Here is a 19,461-nt window from a genome sequence, read left to right as displayed (position 1 = left end):
ACGCGCCGGGGCGTACGCGGGGCTACGCACCACCTTGTGGTGAGCTGTGAAGCTTCTCCATAGATCAGCGCACCCGCCCTCGTCGGGACGCATCAGAGGCAACTGACGGGTACGTGCAAATTATTTGGGATGCCCCGGAATCGGAACACTGGGGCACCCCGGCTCGTTGTCATTACGTGAGCACGACACAGACACCACCTGTTCTCGCCGCAGAGCTGGCACAGGCGTGGGCCGACATTCAGCGGTACCACCCCGAGTTGCCCGACCTTGCCGCGCCAGAGTCCCTGATCGGGGAGTCGTCGTCCGCGTGCGGTCACGAGCTCTCCTTCGAGCGACTGCTCCATGAGGCAGTCCATGGCATCGCCGCCGCCCGCGGCGTCCGCGACACCTCCCGTGCCGGCCGCTACCACAACCGCAGATTCCTCGCGATCGCCGAGGAGCTGGGCCTGGACCACCCCGAGGAACCGCACCCCAGCAGCGGTTTCTCCCTGGTCACGCTCACCCCCGAGGCGAAGCGCCGCTACCGCCCGACGATGGAGCGCCTCCAGCGCGCCCTGAAGGCCCACACGGCCGCGACCTCCTCCGACACCTCCCGCACCTTCCGGGGCCCGGCCGCCCGGCACGGCTCCTCCGGCGGCGGCGTCCGCGTCAAGGCGGTCTGCGACTGCGGCCGCAACGTACGCGTCGTGCCGTCGGTCCTCGCCCAGGCGCCGATCGTCTGCGGCGGCTGCGGCAAGCCGTTCCGGATCCCGGACGTGGTGGGAGCGGTGGCCGGCTGACGTCCCACCGGCATCTCGTGGCTGCCGGTCGGGACAGCACCCGCCACTGCCGGGCAGGGCACCCGACGTACTTCACCTCCACGCCGGGTGCCCCCTCAGCCTGCCCGCGCCGTGGCGAACCCCGCGGTCAAAGCCGCCCGGCGGGGTGTGGCACAATGGCTAGCTGTACTCGACAGCCGCACAGGAACCCTCTCGCCTCCGGCTGACGCGTCCATCGGGCACTCGGGTACCGCAACCCCACGCGGCTTTCCTCGCCGTGCCCAACCACGTCAAAACCAGGAGAACCCACTCCCGTGGCAGTCAAGATCAAGCTGAAGCGTCTGGGCAAGATCCGTTCGCCTCACTACCGCATCGTCGTCGCCGACTCCCGTACCCGTCGTGACGGTCGTGCGATCGAGGAGATCGGCAAGTACCACCCGACGTACAACCCGTCGGTGATCGAGGTCGACGCCGAGCGTGTGGCGTACTGGCTCGGTGTCGGCGCCCAGCCGACCGAGCCCGTGATGGCCATCCTCAAGAAGACCGGCGACTGGCAGAAGTTCAAGGGCGAGCCCGCCCCGGCTCCGCTGCTGACGCAGCCCGAGAAGGCCGCGCGCCCGTCGTTCGAGGCTCTCGGCGGTGACGACGAGGGCAAGGGTGAGGCGATCACCCAGAAGAAGAAGGCTGAGAAGAAGGACGAGGCCGCCGCCGAGTCCGCTTCGACCGAGGCCTGAGCATGCTCGAGGAGGCTCTCGAGCACCTCGTGAAGGGCATCGTCGACAACCCTGACGATGTGCAGGTCGCCTCGCGCAACCTGCGCCGCGGGCGAGTGCTCGAGGTCCGGGTCCACCCGGACGACCTCGGCAAGGTGATCGGCCGCAACGGCCGCACCGCACGCGCCCTGCGTACCGTCGTGGGCGCCATCGGCGGTCGCGGTGTCCGCGTCGACCTCGTCGACGTGGACCACGTCCGCTGACGCTTCAATGCAACCGGCTCGGGCCGGGGATGGCCTGAGGGCCGTCCCCGGCCCGCAGTCGTATGACAGGAGACTGGACACGTGCAGTTGGTAGTCGCACGGATCGGCCGCGCCCATGGCATCAAGGGCGAGGTCACCGTCGAGGTACGGACCGACGAGCCTGAGCTGAGGCTCGCCCCCGGCGCCGTACTCGCCACCGATCCCGCCGCCGCGGGACCCCTCACCATCGAGACGGGCCGCGTCCACAGCGGCCGTCTCCTGCTGCGCTTCGAGGGCGTCAGCGACCGCACCGGCGCCGAAGCCCTGCGCAACACCCTCCTGATCGCCGAGATCGACCCGGAGGAACTGCCCGAGGGCGAGGACGAGTACTACGACCACCAGCTCATCGACCTCGACGTGGTCACCGCGGACGGCACGGAGGTCGGCCGGATCACGGAGATTTCGCACCTGCCCACCCAGGACCTGTTCATCGTGGAGCGCCCCGACGGCAGCGAGGTGATGATCCCCTTCGTCGAGGAGATCGTCACCGAGATCGACCTGGAGGAGCAGAAGGCCGTCATCACCCCGCCGCCGGGCCTGATCGACGACCGCGCGGAGATCGCGTCCAGCCGGGAAGAGACCGCGGGCGCGGAAGAGACCGGCGGGGCCGAGTCGTAATGCGCCTCGACGTCGTCACGATCTTCCCCGAATACCTGGAACCGCTGAACGTCTCCCTCGTCGGCAAGGCACGCGCGCGTGGACAGCTGAACGTGCACGTCCACGACCTGCGTTCCTGGACCTACGACCGCCACAACACCGTCGACGACACGCCCTACGGCGGCGGCCCCGGCATGGTCATGAAGACCGAGCCCTGGGGAGAGGCGCTGGACTCCGTCCTGGCCGACGGCTACGAGACCGGCTCCCACGCGCCCGCCCTCATCGTGCCCACGCCCAGCGGCCGCCCCTTCACCCAGGAACTCGCCGTCCACCTCTCCGAGCGGCCCTGGCTGATCTTCACGCCGGCCCGCTACGAGGGCATCGACCGGCGCGTCGTCGACGAGTACGCGACGCGGATGCCGGTGTACGAGGTGTCCATCGGCGACTATGTCCTGGCCGGCGGCGAGGCGGCCGTCCTCGTCGTCACGGAGGCCGTGGCGCGGCTGCTGCCCGGCGTCCTGGGCAACGCCGAGTCCCACCGGGACGACTCCTTCGCGCCCGGCGCCATGGCGAGCCTGCTGGAAGGCCCCGTCTACACCAAGCCACCCGAGTGGCGCGGCCGGGACATCCCCGACGTGCTCCTCAGCGGCCACCACGGGAAGATCGCCCGCTGGCGGCGCGACGAGGCCCTGAAGCGCACGACGGCCCACCGGCCCGACCTCATCGAGCGGTGCGACCCCAAGGCCTTCGACAAGAAGGACCGCGAGATGCTGTCCATCCTGGGCTGGGAACCGGACCCCGAGGGGGAGCCGTACGGCCGATTTTGGCGCAGGACCGACGGCGTGGAAGAATAGCCAGCTGTTGTGCGTCCGTCCGGCGCGCGCCCCTGCCACAGGGGGAGACGACGCCCGCTCCGACCCGCACAGCCCTGATCCAGAACACCTAGTTTCCGTTGATGACCTGTGGCATCAGCGAGGAAAGCAGACGAAATGTCTCACCTGCTCGACACCGTCGACTCCGCGTCGCTGCGCAGCGACGTCCCCGCCTTCCGCCCGGGCGACACGGTCAACGTGCACGTCCGCGTCATCGAGGGCAACCGCTCCCGTGTGCAGCAGTTCAAGGGTGTGGTGATCCGCCGCCAGGGTGCCGGCGTCCGCGAGACCTTCACGGTCCGCAAGGTCTCCTTCTCCGTCGGCGTCGAGCGCACCTTCCCGGTGCACACCCCGATCGTGGAGAAGATCGAGCTCGTCACCAAGGGTGACGTCCGCCGCGCCAAGCTGTACTACCTGCGCGAGCTGCGCGGCAAGGCCGCGAAGATCAAGGAGAAGCGCGAGAACTGAGCGCTCTGAGGAGTTCACATCGGGGCCGGATAGCATCTGGCTCCGATGGACACCGAAGCTCAGCCGACGGAGCGCGACCGCTCCTCCCGCCCTACCGACTCCGAGGACGCCTCGGAGCCCGGACGGCCGGAGGAACGGTCGCGTTTCGCGTTGTCGCGTGTCACCGAGTGGGTCCCGGGCGGCCGGATCACTCTGACGCTGCTGGCCTGCCTGCTCTTCCTGCTGCTGCTCAGCACGTTCGTGCTGCGGCCGTTCCAGATCCCCAGCGGATCCATGGAACAGGGATTGAGGATCGGGGACCGGGTTCTCGTAAATAAGTTGGCGTACCGTTTCGGAGCCGAGCCGCAGCGGGGAGACATCGTCGTGTTCGACGGGACCGGGTACTTCGGGCACGCGGACTACATCAAACGCGTTGTCGGCGTGGGGGGAGACCACGTGGTCTGCTGCGACGAGGAGGGGAGGATCCAGGTGAACGGCCGGCCGGTCGACGAGTCGGGCTTCCTCTACCCCGGCGACAGCCCCTCCACCGTGCCCTTCGACGTCGTCGTGCCCGCCGGCGCCCTGTTCCTCCTCGGCGACCACCGCGGCGACTCCAGCGACTCCCGCGACCACCTCGGCTCGCCCGGCGGCGGCATGATCCCGGTCGACGAGGTGATCGGCCGCGCCGACTGGATCGTCTGGCCCTTCGGTCACGCCACCCGTCTGCACCGCCCCGACGCCTACGCGCGCGTGCCCGCTGCCGCCGCCGGAAGGGCGGGCGCCCATGGGTAACCGCGGAAAACCGCGCGGCGTCCCCGCCGGCCCCGCCGAAAACCTGCTGCCCACCGGCGCCCGGCGCGCCGCCGGCCCGTCCGGCGGCCGTACGCGCGCCGAGCGGCGCAAGCTCCAGAAGAAGGTCAAGCGGCGCCGCAGGCGCGGTGCCGTCAAGGAGATACCGCTCCTCGTCGGCGTCGCCGTCCTGATAGCGCTCGTACTGAAGACGTTCCTCGTCCAGGCCTTCGTCATCCCGTCCGGCTCCATGGAGCAGACGATCCAGATCGGCGACCGCGTCCTGGTCGACAAGCTCACCCCGTGGTTCGGCTCCAAGCCGCAGCGCGGGGACGTCGTCGTCTTCAAGGACCCCGGCGGCTGGCTCCAGGACGAGCAGACCAGCCTTCCGAAGGACGACCCCATCGTCATCAAGCAGGTCAAAGAAGGGCTCACCTTCATCGGCCTGCTGCCGTCCGACAACGAGAAGGACCTCATCAAGCGGGTCGTCGGCGTCGGCGGAGACCGCGTCAAGTGCTGCGACACCCAAGGGCGCGTGACCGTCAACGGCATCCCGCTGAACGAGGACTACCTCTACCCCGGCAACGCCCCGTCCGACACGCCGTTCGACATCACCGTCCCCCCGGGCCGGCTGTGGGTGATGGGCGACCACCGGAACAACTCCGCGGACTCCCGCGCCCACCAGGACACCGACTACGGCGGCACGGTCTCCGAGGAGGAGGTCGTCGGCCGCGCCATGGTCATCGCCTGGCCCTTCGGGCACTGGAGCACCCTGGAGGAACCGAACACCTACGCCTCCGTGTCCGACTCGGCCCCCGGGTCGACCGCCGCTGCCGAACTGTCGCATAGGGTTGCTTCCGACGATTCGAACGGAACGATCCAGCTCCCGACCCCTGCGGAACTCCCGCTCGTTATGGGAGTGGTGGGCCTGCGTCGTGTGTGGGGCAGGCGGCGGCACAGAGTGAGGAGTTGGCGTGGGGGATGTGGCGGTTGGCGCACGGTCCGGACACGACGGCGAGGAGCACCGCGGACGCCCCGCGCAATCCGCCGTCCCGGCCGCGGACAGCGCCGTGACCTCCGGGAATGACTCCGGGGCAGCCGAGGACGACAGGGTGACAGGCGAGCACAGCACAGCCGAGGGCGAGGGGCCGGGAGGCACGGCCAGGACGCCGAAGAAGCAACGCTCCTTCTGGAAGGAGCTGCCCATCCTGATCGGCATCGCGCTGGTGCTCGCGTTGCTGATCAAGACCTTCCTGGTGCAGGCGTTCTCCATCCCCTCCGACTCGATGCAGAACACCCTCCAGCAGGGCGACCGTGTCCTGGTCGACAAGCTGACCCCCTGGTTCGGCTCCGAGCCCGAGCGCGGCGAGGTCGTCGTCTTCCACGACCCGGACAACTGGCTGGCGGGCGAGCCGACGGCGGACCCGAACGCCCTGCAGACGTTCCTCAGCTGGATCGGCCTCATGCCGTCCGCGGAGGAGAAGGACCTCATCAAGCGGGTCGTCGGTGTCGGCGGCGACACGGTCGAGTGCAAGGGCACGGGCCCGCTGACGGTCAACGGCAAGGCGCTGGACGAGCGGTCGTACGTCTACGCGGGCAACACGCCGTGCAGCGTCGACGACCAGGGCGGTCAATTCAAGGTAAAGGTTCCCAAGGGCTACATCTGGGTCATGGGCGACCACCGGCAGAACTCCCGGGACTCCCGCTACAACCAGTCCGACGAGCACCACGGCATGGTCCCGGTGAAGGACGTCGTCGGCCGGGCCATCGTCATCGCCTGGCCGATCAACCGCTGGGACGACCTGCCGGTGCCGGACACCTTCGACCAGTCCGGTCTGGGCGCGGTCGGCCCGGCGGTGGCGCCGCAGGGGCTGGCGCTGCTGGGTGTGGTGCCGGTGGTGCTGTGGCGCCGCAGGAAGCAGTGATCCCGACGGTGGGCTGACCCCGGTCGGTACCCCCGGGTAGGGTGCGGACCCATGGGTGGCGAGAGCATGACGCACACGGCCCCGCGCAGCGGTGGCACAGGCTCGGGCCCGGTGGGCAGCCGGACCGGACAGCGGTTGTCCGGGCTGGCCGTCGCACTGGGCCTTGTGCTGTTCCTCGGGGGTTTCGCCTGGGGAGCGGTGGTCTACCGGCCGTACACGGTGCCCACCAGCTCGATGACCCCGACGATCGACGCGGGCGACCGGATCCTGGCGCAGCGCGTCGACGGTGGCGAGGTGCGCCGCGGTGACGTCGTCGTCTTCAAGGACGCCACCTGGGCCAACGCCCCGATGGTCAAGCGCGTGGTCGCCGTCGGCGGCGACACGGTCTCCTGCTGCCAGGACGGCAAGCTGAAGGTCAACGGCAAGGAGATCGACGAGACGTACCTGCCCAAGGGCACACCGGCGGAGATGAGCAACTTCCCGACCGTGACCGTCCCCAAGGGCCGTCTCTTCCTGCTCGGTGACGAGCGTGGCAACTCCGTGGACTCCACCGCCCACCTGACCGACGCCGCCAGCGGCACGGTGGCACGCTCCGCCGTGGACGCCCGCGTCGACTCGGTCGTCTGGCCCATGAAGGGCATGCTGGAGCGGCCCACCGGCTTCGAGGCGCTCGGCACCCTGTCCTCGCCGGGTCCGCTGCGGACGATCACCGCCCTGGTGATCGCCGGTGCCGTGCTCGTCCTGGGCGGGGGTGCCTACGGTCCCGTCGCCAAGCGCACGGGCGCGTCCCGGGCCCGGCAGGCGAGTGCGGAGCCCGCAGATGTCCGCTGAGGCCGTGGGGGCGGGCCAGGACAGCTACGAGGGCGGGCTGCGCAAGGTCGCCCGGGTCGTGCTGCTCGACCCGCAGGACCGCATCCTGCTGCTGCACGGGCACGAGCCGGACGATCCGGCCGACGACTGGTGGTTCACGCCCGGCGGCGGTGTGGAGGGCGAGGAGACCCGTGAAGAGGCCGCCCTGCGGGAACTCGCCGAGGAGACGGGCATCACCGAGGTCGAGCTGGGCCCGGTGCTGTGGCGGCGGATGTGCTCGTTCCCGTTCGCGGGCCGCCGCTGGGACCAGGACGAGTGGTACTACCTGGCTCGGACGGACCGAACGGCGGTCGAGGCCGCGGGGCTGACCGAGCTGGAGAGGCGCAGTGTCGCCGGAGCGCGCTGGTGGACGTGTCCGGAACTTTGCCGGGCACATGAGACGGTGTATCCGACCAGACTCGCCGGGCTGCTGCGCACGCTGCTCGACGAAGGTCCCCCGGCCAGGCCCGTGATCCTTGACCCGGAAATCGTCTAGGGGCGCACGGGACTGGCGCACAATGGTGGGATCGCACGGCTGAAGGGGAACATGCCATGAGCGCCGAGGACCTCGAGAAGTACGAGACCGAGATGGAGCTGAAGCTCTACCGGGAGTACCGCGATGTCGTCGGTCTGTTCAAATACGTGATCGAGACCGAGCGGCGCTTCTACCTGACCAACGACTACGAGATGCAGGTGCACTCGGTCCAGGGTGAGGTGTTCTTCGAGGTGTCCATGGCGGACGCCTGGGTGTGGGACATGTACCGGCCGGCGCGGTTCGTGAAGCAGGTCCGGGTCCTCACGTTCAAGGACGTGAACATCGAGGAGCTGAACAAGAGCGATCTCGAACTGCCGAGCGGGTGATGTTGGGTGACCTGCACCTGGAAGGGCGACGGAGTTTTCCACAGCCGCTGAGCTGTCCACCAAGATCCACTTCGTGGGGGACGGCTGCGTGATCGTTGGCGCCGGAGGTGGTGCCGACATGAACGCACGCAGTGCGATGGGCAGGTACGGAGAGACTCTGGCGGCCCGGCGGCTGGCGGAGACCGGACTGACGGTCCTGGAGCGCAACTGGCGCTCGGGCCGGGCCGGTGAGATCGACATCGTGGCCAGGGACGGGGACGTCCTGGTCGTCTGCGAGGTGAAGACCCGCAGGGAGGGCCCCTTCGAGCATCCGATGGCCGCCGTGACCCCACAGAAGGCGGAGCGGCTGCGGGACCTCGCCGAGCGGTGGATCCAGACACACGGGGGCGCACCGCCCGGCGGGGTCCGCATCGACGTGGTCGGGGTGCTGCTGCCGGCCCGCGGCGCGGCCGTGGTCGAGCACGTGCGGGGGGTGGCCTGATGGGATTCGCCCGTACGTGTTCGGTGGCGCTGGTGGGCGTCGAGGGCGTGGTCGTCGAGGTCCAGGCCGACCTGGAACCGGGCGTCGCGGCGTTCACGCTGGTGGGACTGCCCGACAAGAGCCTGACGGAGAGCCGGGACCGGGTGCGTGCCGCGGTCGTCAACTCGGGCGCGGCCTGGCCCCAGAAGAAACTCACGGTCGGCCTGAGCCCGGCCTCCGTCCCCAAGTCCGGCAGCGGCTTCGACCTGGCCGTCGCGGCAGCGGTTCTCGGCGCGGCGGAGCGCATCGACCCCCGTGTCCTCGCCGACATCGTGATGATCGGCGAACTGGGGCTGGACGGGCGGGTACGGCCGGTGCGGGGGGTGTTGCCCGCGGTGCTGGCGGCGGCGGATGCGGGATACGAGCAGGTGGTGGTGCCGGAGTGTGCCGCCGCCGAAGCGTCCCTCGTGCCCGGGGTGTCCGTCCTGGGCGTCCGGAGCCTGCGCCAGCTGATCGCCATCCTGGCCGACGAACCCGTGCCCGACGAGGATCCGGACGAGCAGGGCCGCCCGGATCCGCTCCTGGCCGGCCTGCGCATGCCGGGCACGGGCGCCGCCACGGGCATGCACAGCGTCGGCGCGGCCCAGCACGAGCCCGGCCACGACCTGGCGGACGTCGTCGGGCAGATCTCCGCCCGCACAGCGGTGGAGGTGGCCGCTGCGGGCGGACACCACCTGTTCCTGGAAGGGCCTCCCGGCGCAGGCAAGACGATGCTCGCGGAGCGGCTGCCCGCCATCCTGCCCCGGCTCGGCCGGCAGGAGTCACTGGAGGTCACCGCTGTCCACTCGGTGGCGGGCCTGCTGCCCCCGGGCAAGCCCCTGATCGACGTCGCCCCGTACTGCGCCCCGCACCACTCGGCCACCATGCAGGCCCTCGTCGGCGGCGGCCCGGGCATCGCGCGGCCCGGCGCGGTGTCGCTGTCCCACCGGGGAGTCCTCTTCCTGGACGAGACCCCCGAGTTCAACAGCCAGGCCCTGGACGCCCTGCGCCAGCCGCTGGAGGCGGGGCATGTCGTCATCGCGCGCAGTGCGGGAGTGGTGCGCTTTCCGGCGAAGTTCCTGATGGTGCTCGCGGCCAACCCCTGCCCCTGCGGCCGGTTCTCGCAGCGGGACGACCTGTGCGAGTGCCCGCCCTCGGCGGTCCGCCGCTACCAGGCCAGGCTCTCCGGCCCGCTGCTCGACCGGGTCGACCTGCGCGTGGAGGTCGACCGCGTCACCCGCACCGAGCTGACCTCCTCCGGCGCGCGGGGCGAGTCCACCGCGACGGTCGCCGACCGGGTACGGGCGGCCCGGGAGCGGGCCACGGAGCGCCTCGCCGGCACTCCGTGGCGCACGAACAGCGAGGTACCCGGCCGCGAGCTGCGCAGCCGCTGGTACGCCGCGTCCGGGGCGATGGACGAGGCCGAGCGGAACCTGGAGCGGGGCGTCCTGACCGCCCGCGGCCTCGACCGCGTCCTGCGCGTGGCCTGGACCATCGCCGATCTCGTCGGCCACGACCGGCCCGACGCGACCGACATCGCCCTCGCGCTCCAGCTGCGCACCGGTGTCCCGAGGGGCGTCCCCATGGCCATCGGAGCGCTGACATGAGCGCCGCCGACGAACCGGACGAGGAGCTGTTCGCCCGGGTCTTCCTCACCCGTGTCATCGAGCCCGGTGACGAGATCGGTGGGCGGTGGGTGCGGGAGTACGGGGTGCGGGAGGTGGCCCGGCGGCTGGCGGAGGGTGGACGGCCCCTGGCCGGGGTGAGCGGGAAGCGGTGGAAGGGCCTGCTGGCCAGAGCCGAGGTGGCCCGGCCGCGTGCGGACCTCGCCGTCGCCCGGGAGGCCGGGGTGCGGTTCGTCCGCCCCGGGGACGCGGAGTGGCCGGGGCAGCTCGATGATCTCGGGGATGCCCGGCCGCTGGGGCTGTGGGTGCGGGGGCGGGCCAGTCTGCGGATGTGGGCGCTGAGGTCGGTGGCCGTCGTCGGCGCCCGCGCCTGCACCGAGTACGGGGCGCACATGGCGGCCACCCTCGCCGCCGGCCTCGCCGAGCAGGGCTGGGTCGTGGTGTCCGGCGGCGCCTACGGAGTCGACGGCGCCGCCCACCGCGGTGTCCTCGGCGCGGGCGGCGCCACCGTCGCCGTCCTCGCCTGTGGCGTCGACCGCCCCTACCCGCGCGGACACACCCAGCTGATCGGCAGAATCGCCGACCAGGGACTGGTCATCGGCGAGTTGCCGCCCGGCGATCACCCGACACCCAGCCGGTTCATCCTGCGCAACCGGGTGATCGCGGCACTCACCCGCGGCACCGTGGTCGTCGAGGCCGCCCACCGCAGCGGCTCCCTGGTCACGGCACGGGCGGCACAGCGCCTCGGCCGGTACACCATGGGCGTACCGGGCCCGGCCACCAGCGGGCTGTCCGCCGGGGTGCACGAGCTGCTGCGCGGCGAGGCCGCCCTGGTCACCGACGCCGCGGACGTCGTCGAGCTGGTCGGCGACATCGGACAGCTGGCCCCCGACCGGCGCGGCCCCGTCCTGCCCCGGGACCTGCTGGCACCGGCCGCCCGGCAGGTGCTCGCCGCCCTGCCGGGCGGCCGGGCGGCCCGGCCGGACGAGATCGCGCGCCGCGCGCAGACCGCACAGGACGACGCGATCGCGAGACTGTACGAACTCCGGGCACTCGGTTACGTCGAACGACACGGCGACGGCTGGAAGTTGACACGCCAGGCGATGGTGTCGGTCCGCGGCGGTCCGGAGCCATGCTGACCGCGCCGGTTCGGCCGTCCGGGGGAACCCCGACACGCCTTGGAAATTCCCCCAGTTGGGGTTCTCCGGTGATCACACCGAGCCCGCTCGCCGACCCGGTGGGACGCCCTCCGGAACGTATCTGCGTCCGTCCTGGCCTCCGTCCTTCGCGCACCGCGACACCCCAGTCACGCTACGCTCACGAGGATCCCGACACGGACAGGCAACTCGACATCAGACAGACAGCCCACCCCAGCAGCACCACTCCGCAGCAGAACGGCACAAGGCGACGAATGCCCCAGCACACCTCCGGGTCCGACCGGGCGGCGATCCCCCCAGCCGCCCGTGACGGTGGCAGCGTGCGGCCGCCCGCTCCCTCGACGCTCGACGAGCTGTGGCGGTCGTACAAGGCGACGGGGGACGAGCGGCTGCGGGAGCAGCTGATCCTGCACTACTCGCCGCTCGTGAAGTACGTCGCCGGCCGGGTCAGCGTGGGCCTGCCGTCCAACGTCGAGCAGGCGGACTTCGTCTCCTCCGGGGTGTTCGGACTGATCGACGCGATCGAGAAGTTCGACATCGACCGCGAGATCAAGTTCGAGACGTACGCGATCACCCGGATCCGGGGCGCGATGATCGACGAGCTGCGGGCCCTGGACTGGATCCCCCGGTCCGTGCGGCAGAAGGCGCGCAACGTGGAGCGCGCGTACGCCACGCTGGAGGCCCGGCTGCGGCGGACGCCGACCGAGGGCGAGGTGGCCTCCGAGATGGGCATCGCGGTGGAGGAACTCCACGCGGTGTTCAGCCAGTTGTCGCTGGCCAACGTGGTGGCTCTGGAGGAGCTGCTGCACGGCGGGGGCGAGGGCGGCGACGGCCTGAGCGTCATGGACACGCTGGAGGACACCGCCGCCGACAACCCCGTGGAGGTCGCCGAGGACCGGGAGCTCCGCCGGTTCCTCGCGCGGGCGATCAACACGCTGCCCGAGCGCGAGAAGACCGTGGTCACGCTGTACTACTACGAGGGGCTCACCCTTGCCGAGATCGGGAACGTGCTGGGCGTGACCGAGAGCCGGGTCAGCCAGATCCACACCAAGTCGGTGCTCCAGCTGAGGGCGAAACTGGCGAGCTTCGGCCGCTGACCTGGCCGGATGGGGGCGGGTGGGCGGAAGGCACTCCCGCCGGGCCTGGCGCGTCCGTAGAGTGGTTGACGTGCCAAGGATTCGAGCGGCCTCCGTGGCCGAGCACCGGTCGATGCAGCGAGCCGCCCTGCTGGACGCGGCTCGTTCCTTGTTGTCCGAGGGCGGTACGGAGGCGCTGACCTTCCCGGCCCTCGCCGAGCGGACGGGGCTCGCGCGGTCGTCCGTCTACGAGTACTTCCGGTCACGGGCGGCCGTGGTCGAGGAGCTGTGCGAGGTCGACTTTCCCGTCTGGGCGGCGGACGTGTCGGCGGCGATGGAGCGGGCGGGAACGGCCGAGGCCAAGGTCGAGGCGTACGTGCGGCAGCAGCTGGAGCTGGTGGGGGACCGGCGGCACCGGGCCGTGGTGGCGATCTCGGCGAGTGAGCTGGACGCCGGGGCCCGGGAGAAGATCCGGGCGGCGCACGGCGGTCTGGTCGCGATGATCGTCGAGGCGCTGGACGAGATGGGGCATGAGCAGCCCCGGCTGGCGGCGATGTTGGTGCAGGGGATCGTGGACGCGGCGGTGCGGCGGATCGAGCTGGGAGCCGCGGAGGAGCCGGGCGCTATCGCGGATGCTGCGGTGAGTATGGCTCTGCGGGGTGTGCGGGGCTGAGCGCCGTTGGTGCCGCCCCAGCGGCACGACCGCCCGCCGCTAAGCAGTCCCGTAGACCGGCAGGAGCCTCGACGGGCCCCTGTGCAGGAGCCAGGGCGGTAGGAGCGACAGCGGGTTCAGGTACGTCTCGTCCCGCCGCAGGCCCCAGTGCACGCATGTCGCCGTGCAGTGTGAGCCCGCCGTGTCGACTGTCCCGATCACCTCGCCCGGTTCGACCTCCTGGCCCTCCTCCACGGACGCCGTCACCGGTTCGTATGTCGTCCGCAAGAGTGGATCGCCCGTCCCCGTGAGATCCACCGAGACGACTCCCTTGCCGGCCACCCTGCCCGCGAACGCCACCCGGCCCGCCGCCACCGCCCGTACCGGCGTGCCGGGGGCTGCCGCCAGGTCCACGCCTCGATGGCCGGGGCCGTAGACCGACGCCGGGGGCTCCCAGCCGCGCAGGACCCGGGGGCGTAACCCCACCGGCCACGCACGTCCCACCGTCGGGACGGTGGCGTCCGGGACGGGTGCGGCGGCACCGGCCGCGAACAGGGGCGGCGGTGGGGCCAGCAGGGCCGTCACCGTCACGACCAGCAGCAGGATCAGCCGCGCACACACACGCACACATCGCTTCGCTCGCATGCGGAAAGCGTCCCGGACCGCCGCCCGTCACCGGCCGTGGCTGTGGACCGCCGTCCGGTTGTGGACAACGGCGTCACCCGGTGCCCCGCGGGTCCCGTACACTTCTGGTGGCGATCCGGGTCACCGGGTCGACTTCGCACGCCCCGATACGCACCCCGGCAACGGGCCGTATCAGCGCCCCTCGGTCCCTCGTGGCACGGCGCGCAGTGGGCGTCAGGCGCGGAAGCCATCCGGCATCCGCGGCACAACCGAGAAGCACAAGGAGATACGGCCATGGCCGTCGTCACGATGCGGGAGCTGCTGGAGAGCGGCGTCCACTTCGGTCACCAGACCCGTCGTTGGAACCCGAAGATGAAGCGCTTCATCTTCACGGAGCGCAACGGCATCTACATCATCGACCTGCTCCAGTCGCTGTCGTACATCGACCGCGCCTACGAGTTCGTCAAGGAGACCGTCGCCCACGGCGGCACGGTCATGTTCGTCGGCACGAAGAAGCAGGCGCAGGAGGCCATCGCCGAGCAGGCCACCCGCGTCGGCATGCCCTACGTCAACCAGCGCTGGCTGGGCGGCATGCTCACCAACTTCTCGACCGTCTACAAGCGTCTGCAGCGCCTCAAGGAGCTCGAGCAGATCGACTTCGAGGACGTCGCCGCGTCCGGTCTGACCAAGAAGGAGCTTCTCGTGCTCTCGCGCGAGAAGGCCAAGCTGGAGAAGACCCTCGGTGGTATCCGCGAGATGCAGAAGGTGCCCAGCGCCGTCTGGATCGTGGACACCAAGAAGGAGCACATCGCCGTTGGTGAGGCCCGGAAGCTGAACATCCCGGTCGTCGCGATCCTCGACACCAACTGCGACCCCGACGAGGTCGACTACAAGATCCCGGGCAACGACGACGCGATCCGCTCCGTCACCCTGCTCACCCGCGTCATCGCCGACGCCGTCGCCGAGGGCCTCATCGCCCGCAGCGGTGTCGCCACCGAGGGCAAGGGCGAGAAGGCCGCGGGCGAGCCGCTGGCCGAGTGGGAGCGCGACCTGCTCGAGGGCGAGAAGAAGGCCGACGAGGCTGCCCCCGCCGCTGAGGCCGCTCCGGCCGCTGAGGCTGCTCCGGCCGCCGAGGCCGCCCCCGCCGCCGAGGCCGAGAAGCCGGCCGAGGGCGAGAAGGCCGCCGAGGCCGAGCAGGCCTGACCCGTCAGTCCGAGGTGACGGCGGGAGCGGTACTGCATCACCAGCGCCTCGGCGCGGTGTGAAGTCCGCTCCCGCCGTTCACCCGTAGGTCAGCGGCAGGACAGTGCGCTCCGGCTCCATGGAGCGCATCCGCAGATCTTCGATCTTCCAGACTTCGAGAGAGATTCACAGACTCATGGCGAACTACACCGCCGCCGACGTCAAGAAGCTCCGTGAGCTCACGGGCGCCGGCATGATGGACTGCAAGAAGGCGCTGGACGAGGCCGAGGGCAACGTCGAGAAGGCCGTCGAGGCGCTCCGTATCAAGGGCCAGAAGGGCGTCGCCAAGCGCGAGGGCCGTTCCGCCGAGAACGGTGCCGTCGTGTCGATCATCGCCGACGACAACTCCTCCGGCGTCATCGTCGAGCTGAAGTGCGAGACGGACTTCGTCGCCAAGGGCGAGAAGTTCCAGGCCGTGGCCACGGCCATCGCCGAGCACGTCGCCAAGACCTCCCCGGCCGACCTCGAGGCCCTGCTCGCCTCCGAGATCGAGGCCGGCAAGACCGTCCAGGCGTTCGTGGACGAGGCCAACGCCAACCTGGGCGAGAAGATCGTCCTGGACCGCTTCGCCCAGTTCGCCGACGGCTACGTGACGGCGTACATGCACCGCACGATGCCCGACCTGCCCCCGCAGATCGGTGTCCTCGTCGAGCTGGACAAGCCGAACGCGGAGATCGCCAAGGGCGTCGCCCAGCACATCGCCGCCTTCGCGCCGAAGTACCTCTCCAAGGAGGACGTGCCGGCCGAGGTCGTCGAGTCCGAGCGCCGCGTCGCCGAGGAGACCACCCGCGCCGAGGGCAAGCCCGAGGCCGCCCTGCCGAAGATCGTCGAGGGTCGCCTCAACGGCTTCTTCAAGGACGCCACGCTGCTCGGCCAGCCCTACGCGCTCGACAACAAGAAGTCCGTCCAGAAGGTCCTGGACGAGGCCGGTGTCACCCTGAAGCGCTTCTCGCGCATCAAGGTCGGCATCTGAGTCCGTACCGCGATCGACGCCCGACCCCGATAGGGTCGGCAGCAGTCGTCCCGGTACGCCGTCACAGGGGTGGCGGACGACAGCAGATCTGACGAGGAGGCCATTGCCGTATGGGATGCGAACCACGCCCCACCGGCAATGGCCTTCTTCGTATGTGCAACACGTGAAAGAGGCGGGATCCCCCATGACCACCAAGGCCCAGAAGAGCGACGACGGCAAAGTGCGCGGCCGGTTTCTGCTGAAGCTGTCCGGAGAGGCCTTCTCCGGCGGTGGGGGCCTGGGCGTCGACCCCGACGTGGTGCACAAGATCGCCCGCGAGATCGCGGCCGTCGTCCGCGACGGTGCGCAGATCGCGGTCGTCATCGGCGGCGGCAACTTCTTCCGCGGTGCCGAGCTCCAGCAGCGCGGCATGGACCGGGCCCGCTCCGACTACATGGGCATGCTCGGCACCGTCATGAACTGCCTGGCTCTCCAGGACTTCCTGGAGAAGGTGGGAGTGGACTGCCGGGTGCAGACCGCCATCACCATGGGCCAGGTCGCCGAGCCGTACATCCCGCTGCGCGCCGTGCGGCACCTGGAGAAGGGCCGCGTGGTCATCTTCGGTGCCGGTATGGGCATGCCGTACTTCTCCACCGACACCACCGCCGCCCAGCGTGCCCTGGAGATCGACGCGGAGGCGCTGCTGATGGGCAAGAACGGCGTGGACGGGGTCTACGACTCCGACCCGAAGACCAACCCGGACGCGGTGAAGTTCGACCACCTCGGCTACGGCGAGGTCATCACGCGTGATCTGAAGGTCGCCGACGCCACGGCCGTGACGCTGTGCCGTGACAACAAGCTCCCGATCGTGGTCTTCGAGCTGCTGGCGGAGGGCAACATCGGGCGCGCCGTCAAGGGTGAGAAGATCGGCACGCTGGTGGGGGACCCCGGCAGCAGGGACTGAGACCCGAGAACAACCCCGTCCGGGGGACGGACGGGACGGAGCCGGGCCGGGGGATGGACAATGTCCCGCCGGTCGGGAACCGTGCAGGAAGAAGACGCGACGCAGCCGGCCGCCGCCCCACATGGAACCGCAGCCGGGCCTACTCAAGACACGCAGGAGCAAGTGGTGATCGAAGAGACCCTCCTCGAGGCCGAGGAGAAGATGGAGAAGGCCGTCGTGGTCGCCAAGGAGGACTTCGCCGCGATCCGCACCGGCCGTGCGCACCCGGCGATGTTCAACAAGATCGTGGCCGAGTACTACGGCGCGCCGACCCCGATCAACCAGCTGGCCTCGTTCTCGGTGCCCGAGCCGCGCATGGCCGTGGTGACCCCGTTCGACAAGAGCGCGCTGCGCAATATCGAGCAAGCGATCCGCGACTCGGACCTCGGCGTCAACCCGAGCAACGACGGCAACATCATCCGGGTGGTGTTCCCCGAGCTGACCGAGGAGCGCCGCCGCGAGTACATCAAGGTCGCCAAGAGCAAGGGTGAGGACGCCAAGGTCTCCATCCGCTCCGTGCGCCGCAAGGCCAAGGACGCCATCGACAAGCTGATCAAGGACGGCGAGATCGGCGAGGACGAGGGCCGCCGTGCGGAGAAGGAGCTCGACGACACCACCCACAAGTACGTGGCGCAGGTGGACGAGCTCCTGAAGCACAAGGAAGCGGAGCTGCTCGAGGTCTGATGAACGACTCTTCCTGGGGGGCGCCGCCGCAGGCCGGGTACTGGGGGCCCACCGACCAAGGGCATGGCCATGGGCACGCCCAGAGCCCTGGCCATGGACGTGCCCACGGCCCTGGCCATGGACACGTCCAGGGAGCCGCTACGGCGGGTCCCGCATACGATGCGCATGAAGCGCCTCAGACTCGCCCCATGCCCATCGTGCCCGACGTAGCCGATCACGGCGGAAACCAGGATGACGACCGGGGAGCTGCTCGGCTGAGCGGCTCCCCGGTCCGAAACGAGACGAAGCCGGAGCCCATGCCCGACGCCGCAGAGCCGGCACCCAAGCCGCAGAAGAAGAGCGCGGGTCGCGACCTGAGTGCCGCGATAGGGGTCGGGGTCGGGCTCGGCGCGGTGATCGTCGCGTCGCTGTTCGTCGTCAAGGCCGTGTTCGTCGGCGTGATCGCGGTCGCCGTCGTGGTGGGCCTGTGGGAGCTGACCAAGCGGCTGGACGAGCGCAAGGGCATCCGGGCGCCCCTCGTGCCGCTCGCGCTCGGCGGCGCCGCGATGGTCGTCGCCGGGTACGTCCGGGGCGCCGAGGGCGCCTGGGTCGCCATGGCGCTCACGGCACTGGCGGTGCTGGTGTGGCGCATGACGGAACCGCCCGAGAACTACCTCAGGGACGTCACGGCGGGCGTCTTCGCGGCGTTCTACGTGCCGTTCCTGGCGACGTTCGTCGCGATGATGCTGACGGCGGACGACGGGGCGCAGCGGGTGCTCATGTTCCTGCTGCTCACGGTCGTCAGCGACACCGGTGCCTACGCGGTCGGCTGGCGCTTCGGCCGGCACAAGCTGGCCCCGCGCATCAGTCCCGGCAAGACCCGCGAGGGCCTGCTCGGCGCGGTCTCCTTCGCCATGGTCGTGGGCGCGCTGTGCATGCAGTTCCTCATCGACGACGGTGCCTGGTGGCAGGGCCTGGTGCTCGGCCTCGCGGTCGCGGTCAGCGCCACGCTGGGCGACCTCGGCGAGTCCATGATCAAGCGGGACCTCGGCATCAAGGACATGGGCACGCTGCTGCCGGGGCACGGCGGCATCATGGACCGGCTGGACTCGCTGCTGCCCACGGCTCCGGTGGTGTGGCTGCTGCTGGTGCTCTTCGTCGGGTCCGGCTGAGGCGATACGGCTTTGTGATTCTTACGGCCTTTGCGGCTTCTGTGGTGAGCTCCCGTCCGATGACCGGCGGGAGCTCACTGGCGTTTGCGCGGGGGTGCCTGCAGCGTCACCAAGTGGGACGATTCAGGTGTACGTAGCAAAGGGGGCATCATGTCCAGCATTCGACAGACCATCGATGTCGACCGGCGTCCCGAGGACGTCTACGACTACGTCATGGACACCCCGCGGCTGCCGGAGTGGCAGCTGAGCGCCGTGTCCGCGGAACGACTCGACGAAGGGCCGGTCGGCGTCGGCTCCCGGATGCGGGTCACCCGGCACGTCGGCCGCCGGATCATGCCGATGACCATGGAAGTCACGGAGTACGACCCGCCGCACAGCTGGGGCATGCGGGGTGTCGACGGTCCTGTCCGGGCACGGGTGCACGGCGAGGTCGAGCCGTTCGACGAGGGGCAGCGCTCCCACGTGACGATCGAGGTCGACTTCGAGGGCCACGGCGTCGGCAAGGTCCTCGTCCCGCTCGTCGTACGCCCCCAGGTCCGCAAGGAACTGCCCCGCAACGAGCAACTCCTCAAGGACCGGCTGGAGCACACGGGCGAGTAGGGGCCTTCGAAGGGCTACGGCCGACGCGTGACGGGCCGTGCGCCCGGAAAGGGTCCCGTCGCCGTGGCCCGACGACGCCGAGG

Annotated in this window: 24 protein-coding genes; 23 read left to right on the top strand and 1 reads right to left on the bottom strand. The window is 70.4% G+C overall.

What is annotated here, in order from left to right; genetic code table 11:
* The first annotated feature begins 176 nt into the window (after positions 1-176).
* The 17 genes from MQE23_RS13220 (at position 177) to MQE23_RS13140 (ending at position 13,143) form a co-directional block, all read left to right on the top strand.
* Complete coding sequence (locus tag MQE23_RS13220; protein ID WP_020270731.1) at positions 177-779, top strand: hypothetical protein; 603 nt, start codon at positions 177-179, stop codon at positions 777-779.
* 293 nt (positions 780-1,072) lie between these two features.
* The gene (gene rpsP / locus MQE23_RS13215) at positions 1,073-1,492 is read left to right on the top strand and encodes a 30S ribosomal protein S16 (protein ID WP_020270730.1); all 420 of its coding nucleotides are present in this window, start codon (positions 1,073-1,075) and stop codon (positions 1,490-1,492) included.
* 2 nt (positions 1,493-1,494) lie between these two features.
* Positions 1,495-1,734 carry an RNA-binding protein gene (locus MQE23_RS13210; RefSeq protein ID WP_003973401.1) on the top strand — a complete coding sequence of 80 codons (240 nt, stop codon included), beginning with the start codon at positions 1,495-1,497 and terminating at the stop codon, positions 1,732-1,734.
* A gap of 81 nt (positions 1,735-1,815) precedes the next feature.
* A complete protein-coding gene (rimM, locus tag MQE23_RS13205) occupies positions 1,816-2,391 on the top strand; it encodes a ribosome maturation factor RimM (RefSeq protein WP_020270729.1) in 576 nt (191 codons plus the stop codon).
* A complete protein-coding gene (gene trmD / locus MQE23_RS13200; protein ID WP_020270728.1) occupies positions 2,391-3,224 on the top strand; it encodes a tRNA (guanosine(37)-N1)-methyltransferase TrmD in 834 nt (277 codons plus the stop codon). The genes rimM and trmD overlap by 1 nt, the downstream gene beginning before the upstream one ends.
* A gap of 135 nt (positions 3,225-3,359) precedes the next feature.
* A complete protein-coding gene (gene rplS / locus MQE23_RS13195) occupies positions 3,360-3,710 on the top strand; it encodes a 50S ribosomal protein L19 (protein ID WP_010044485.1) in 351 nt (116 codons plus the stop codon).
* Positions 3,711-3,755: 45 nt separating this feature from the next.
* Positions 3,756-4,481 (top strand): signal peptidase I, encoded by a 726-nt coding sequence (gene lepB, locus MQE23_RS13190; protein WP_243379241.1) that lies wholly within the window; start codon positions 3,756-3,758, stop codon positions 4,479-4,481.
* Complete coding sequence (gene lepB, locus MQE23_RS13185; protein ID WP_020270726.1) at positions 4,474-5,565, top strand: signal peptidase I; 1,092 nt, start codon at positions 4,474-4,476, stop codon at positions 5,563-5,565. Before lepB (MQE23_RS13190) ends, lepB (MQE23_RS13185) begins: the two co-directional genes overlap by 8 nt.
* Positions 5,453-6,403 carry a signal peptidase I gene (gene lepB / locus MQE23_RS13180; RefSeq protein WP_243379240.1) on the top strand — a complete coding sequence of 317 codons (951 nt, stop codon included), beginning with the start codon at positions 5,453-5,455 and terminating at the stop codon, positions 6,401-6,403. Before lepB (MQE23_RS13185) ends, lepB (MQE23_RS13180) begins: the two co-directional genes overlap by 113 nt.
* Before the next feature lie 51 nt (positions 6,404-6,454).
* A complete protein-coding gene (lepB, locus tag MQE23_RS13175; protein WP_020270724.1) occupies positions 6,455-7,234 on the top strand; it encodes a signal peptidase I in 780 nt (259 codons plus the stop codon).
* Positions 7,224-7,748 (top strand): NUDIX hydrolase, encoded by a 525-nt coding sequence (locus MQE23_RS13170; protein WP_037667652.1) that lies wholly within the window; start codon positions 7,224-7,226, stop codon positions 7,746-7,748. The genes lepB (MQE23_RS13175) and MQE23_RS13170 overlap by 11 nt, the downstream gene beginning before the upstream one ends.
* A gap of 56 nt (positions 7,749-7,804) precedes the next feature.
* Positions 7,805-8,113, top strand: coding sequence for a DUF2469 domain-containing protein (locus tag MQE23_RS13165; RefSeq protein ID WP_003993268.1), 309 nt, complete (start codon positions 7,805-7,807; stop codon positions 8,111-8,113).
* A gap of 88 nt (positions 8,114-8,201) precedes the next feature.
* A complete protein-coding gene (locus MQE23_RS13160) occupies positions 8,202-8,594 on the top strand; it encodes a YraN family protein (protein WP_063610741.1) in 393 nt (130 codons plus the stop codon).
* A complete protein-coding gene (locus MQE23_RS13155) occupies positions 8,594-10,219 on the top strand; it encodes a YifB family Mg chelatase-like AAA ATPase (RefSeq protein ID WP_020270721.1) in 1,626 nt (541 codons plus the stop codon). Before MQE23_RS13160 ends, MQE23_RS13155 begins: the two co-directional genes overlap by 1 nt.
* Positions 10,216-11,376 carry a DNA-processing protein DprA gene (gene dprA, locus MQE23_RS13150; RefSeq protein ID WP_243379239.1) on the top strand — a complete coding sequence of 387 codons (1,161 nt, stop codon included), beginning with the start codon at positions 10,216-10,218 and terminating at the stop codon, positions 11,374-11,376. Before MQE23_RS13155 ends, dprA begins: the two co-directional genes overlap by 4 nt.
* Positions 11,377-11,648: 272 nt before the next feature.
* Positions 11,649-12,491: an RNA polymerase sigma factor WhiG gene (gene whiG, locus MQE23_RS13145; RefSeq protein WP_020270719.1), complete on the top strand. Its 843-nt coding sequence runs from the start codon at positions 11,649-11,651 to the stop codon at positions 12,489-12,491.
* A gap of 94 nt (positions 12,492-12,585) precedes the next feature.
* The gene (locus MQE23_RS13140; protein WP_243382616.1) at positions 12,586-13,143 is read left to right on the top strand and encodes a TetR/AcrR family transcriptional regulator; all 558 of its coding nucleotides are present in this window, start codon (positions 12,586-12,588) and stop codon (positions 13,141-13,143) included.
* Between the two features lie 39 nt (positions 13,144-13,182).
* Here MQE23_RS13140 and MQE23_RS13135 read toward each other — a convergent pair whose 3' ends face one another.
* The gene (locus MQE23_RS13135) at positions 13,183-13,767 is read right to left on the bottom strand and encodes a M23 family metallopeptidase (protein WP_051185574.1); all 585 of its coding nucleotides are present in this window, start codon (positions 13,765-13,767) and stop codon (positions 13,183-13,185) included.
* A 273-nt stretch (positions 13,768-14,040) separates the two neighbouring features.
* Between MQE23_RS13135 and rpsB the strand changes: the two genes are divergently transcribed.
* From rpsB to MQE23_RS13105, 6 genes are all read left to right on the top strand, one after another.
* The gene (rpsB, locus tag MQE23_RS13130; RefSeq protein ID WP_010044455.1) at positions 14,041-14,949 is read left to right on the top strand and encodes a 30S ribosomal protein S2; all 909 of its coding nucleotides are present in this window, start codon (positions 14,041-14,043) and stop codon (positions 14,947-14,949) included.
* A 175-nt stretch (positions 14,950-15,124) separates the two neighbouring features.
* Positions 15,125-15,961 (top strand): translation elongation factor Ts, encoded by an 837-nt coding sequence (tsf, locus tag MQE23_RS13125; RefSeq protein ID WP_020272900.1) that lies wholly within the window; start codon positions 15,125-15,127, stop codon positions 15,959-15,961.
* 184 nt (positions 15,962-16,145) lie between these two features.
* Positions 16,146-16,904 carry a UMP kinase gene (pyrH, locus tag MQE23_RS13120; protein ID WP_010044452.1) on the top strand — a complete coding sequence of 253 codons (759 nt, stop codon included), beginning with the start codon at positions 16,146-16,148 and terminating at the stop codon, positions 16,902-16,904.
* Positions 16,905-17,069: 165 nt separating this feature from the next.
* Positions 17,070-17,627: a ribosome recycling factor gene (frr, locus tag MQE23_RS13115; protein WP_037669428.1), complete on the top strand. Its 558-nt coding sequence runs from the start codon at positions 17,070-17,072 to the stop codon at positions 17,625-17,627.
* Positions 17,627-18,778: a phosphatidate cytidylyltransferase gene (locus MQE23_RS13110; RefSeq protein ID WP_243379238.1), complete on the top strand. Its 1,152-nt coding sequence runs from the start codon at positions 17,627-17,629 to the stop codon at positions 18,776-18,778. Before frr ends, MQE23_RS13110 begins: the two co-directional genes overlap by 1 nt.
* A 150-nt stretch (positions 18,779-18,928) precedes the next feature.
* Positions 18,929-19,378, top strand: coding sequence for an SRPBCC family protein (locus tag MQE23_RS13105; RefSeq protein WP_020272896.1), 450 nt, complete (start codon positions 18,929-18,931; stop codon positions 19,376-19,378).
* The last annotated feature ends 83 nt before the right edge of the window (positions 19,379-19,461 follow it).

The sequence above is a fragment of the Streptomyces sp. HP-A2021 genome, from assembly GCF_022807935.1.
GTDB classification, from domain to species: Bacteria; Actinomycetota; Actinomycetes; order Streptomycetales; family Streptomycetaceae; genus Streptomyces; species Streptomyces afghaniensis.
The sequence above is the reverse complement of the archived record's forward strand: the minus strand, read 5'-3'. Positions and strand labels throughout refer to the sequence as shown.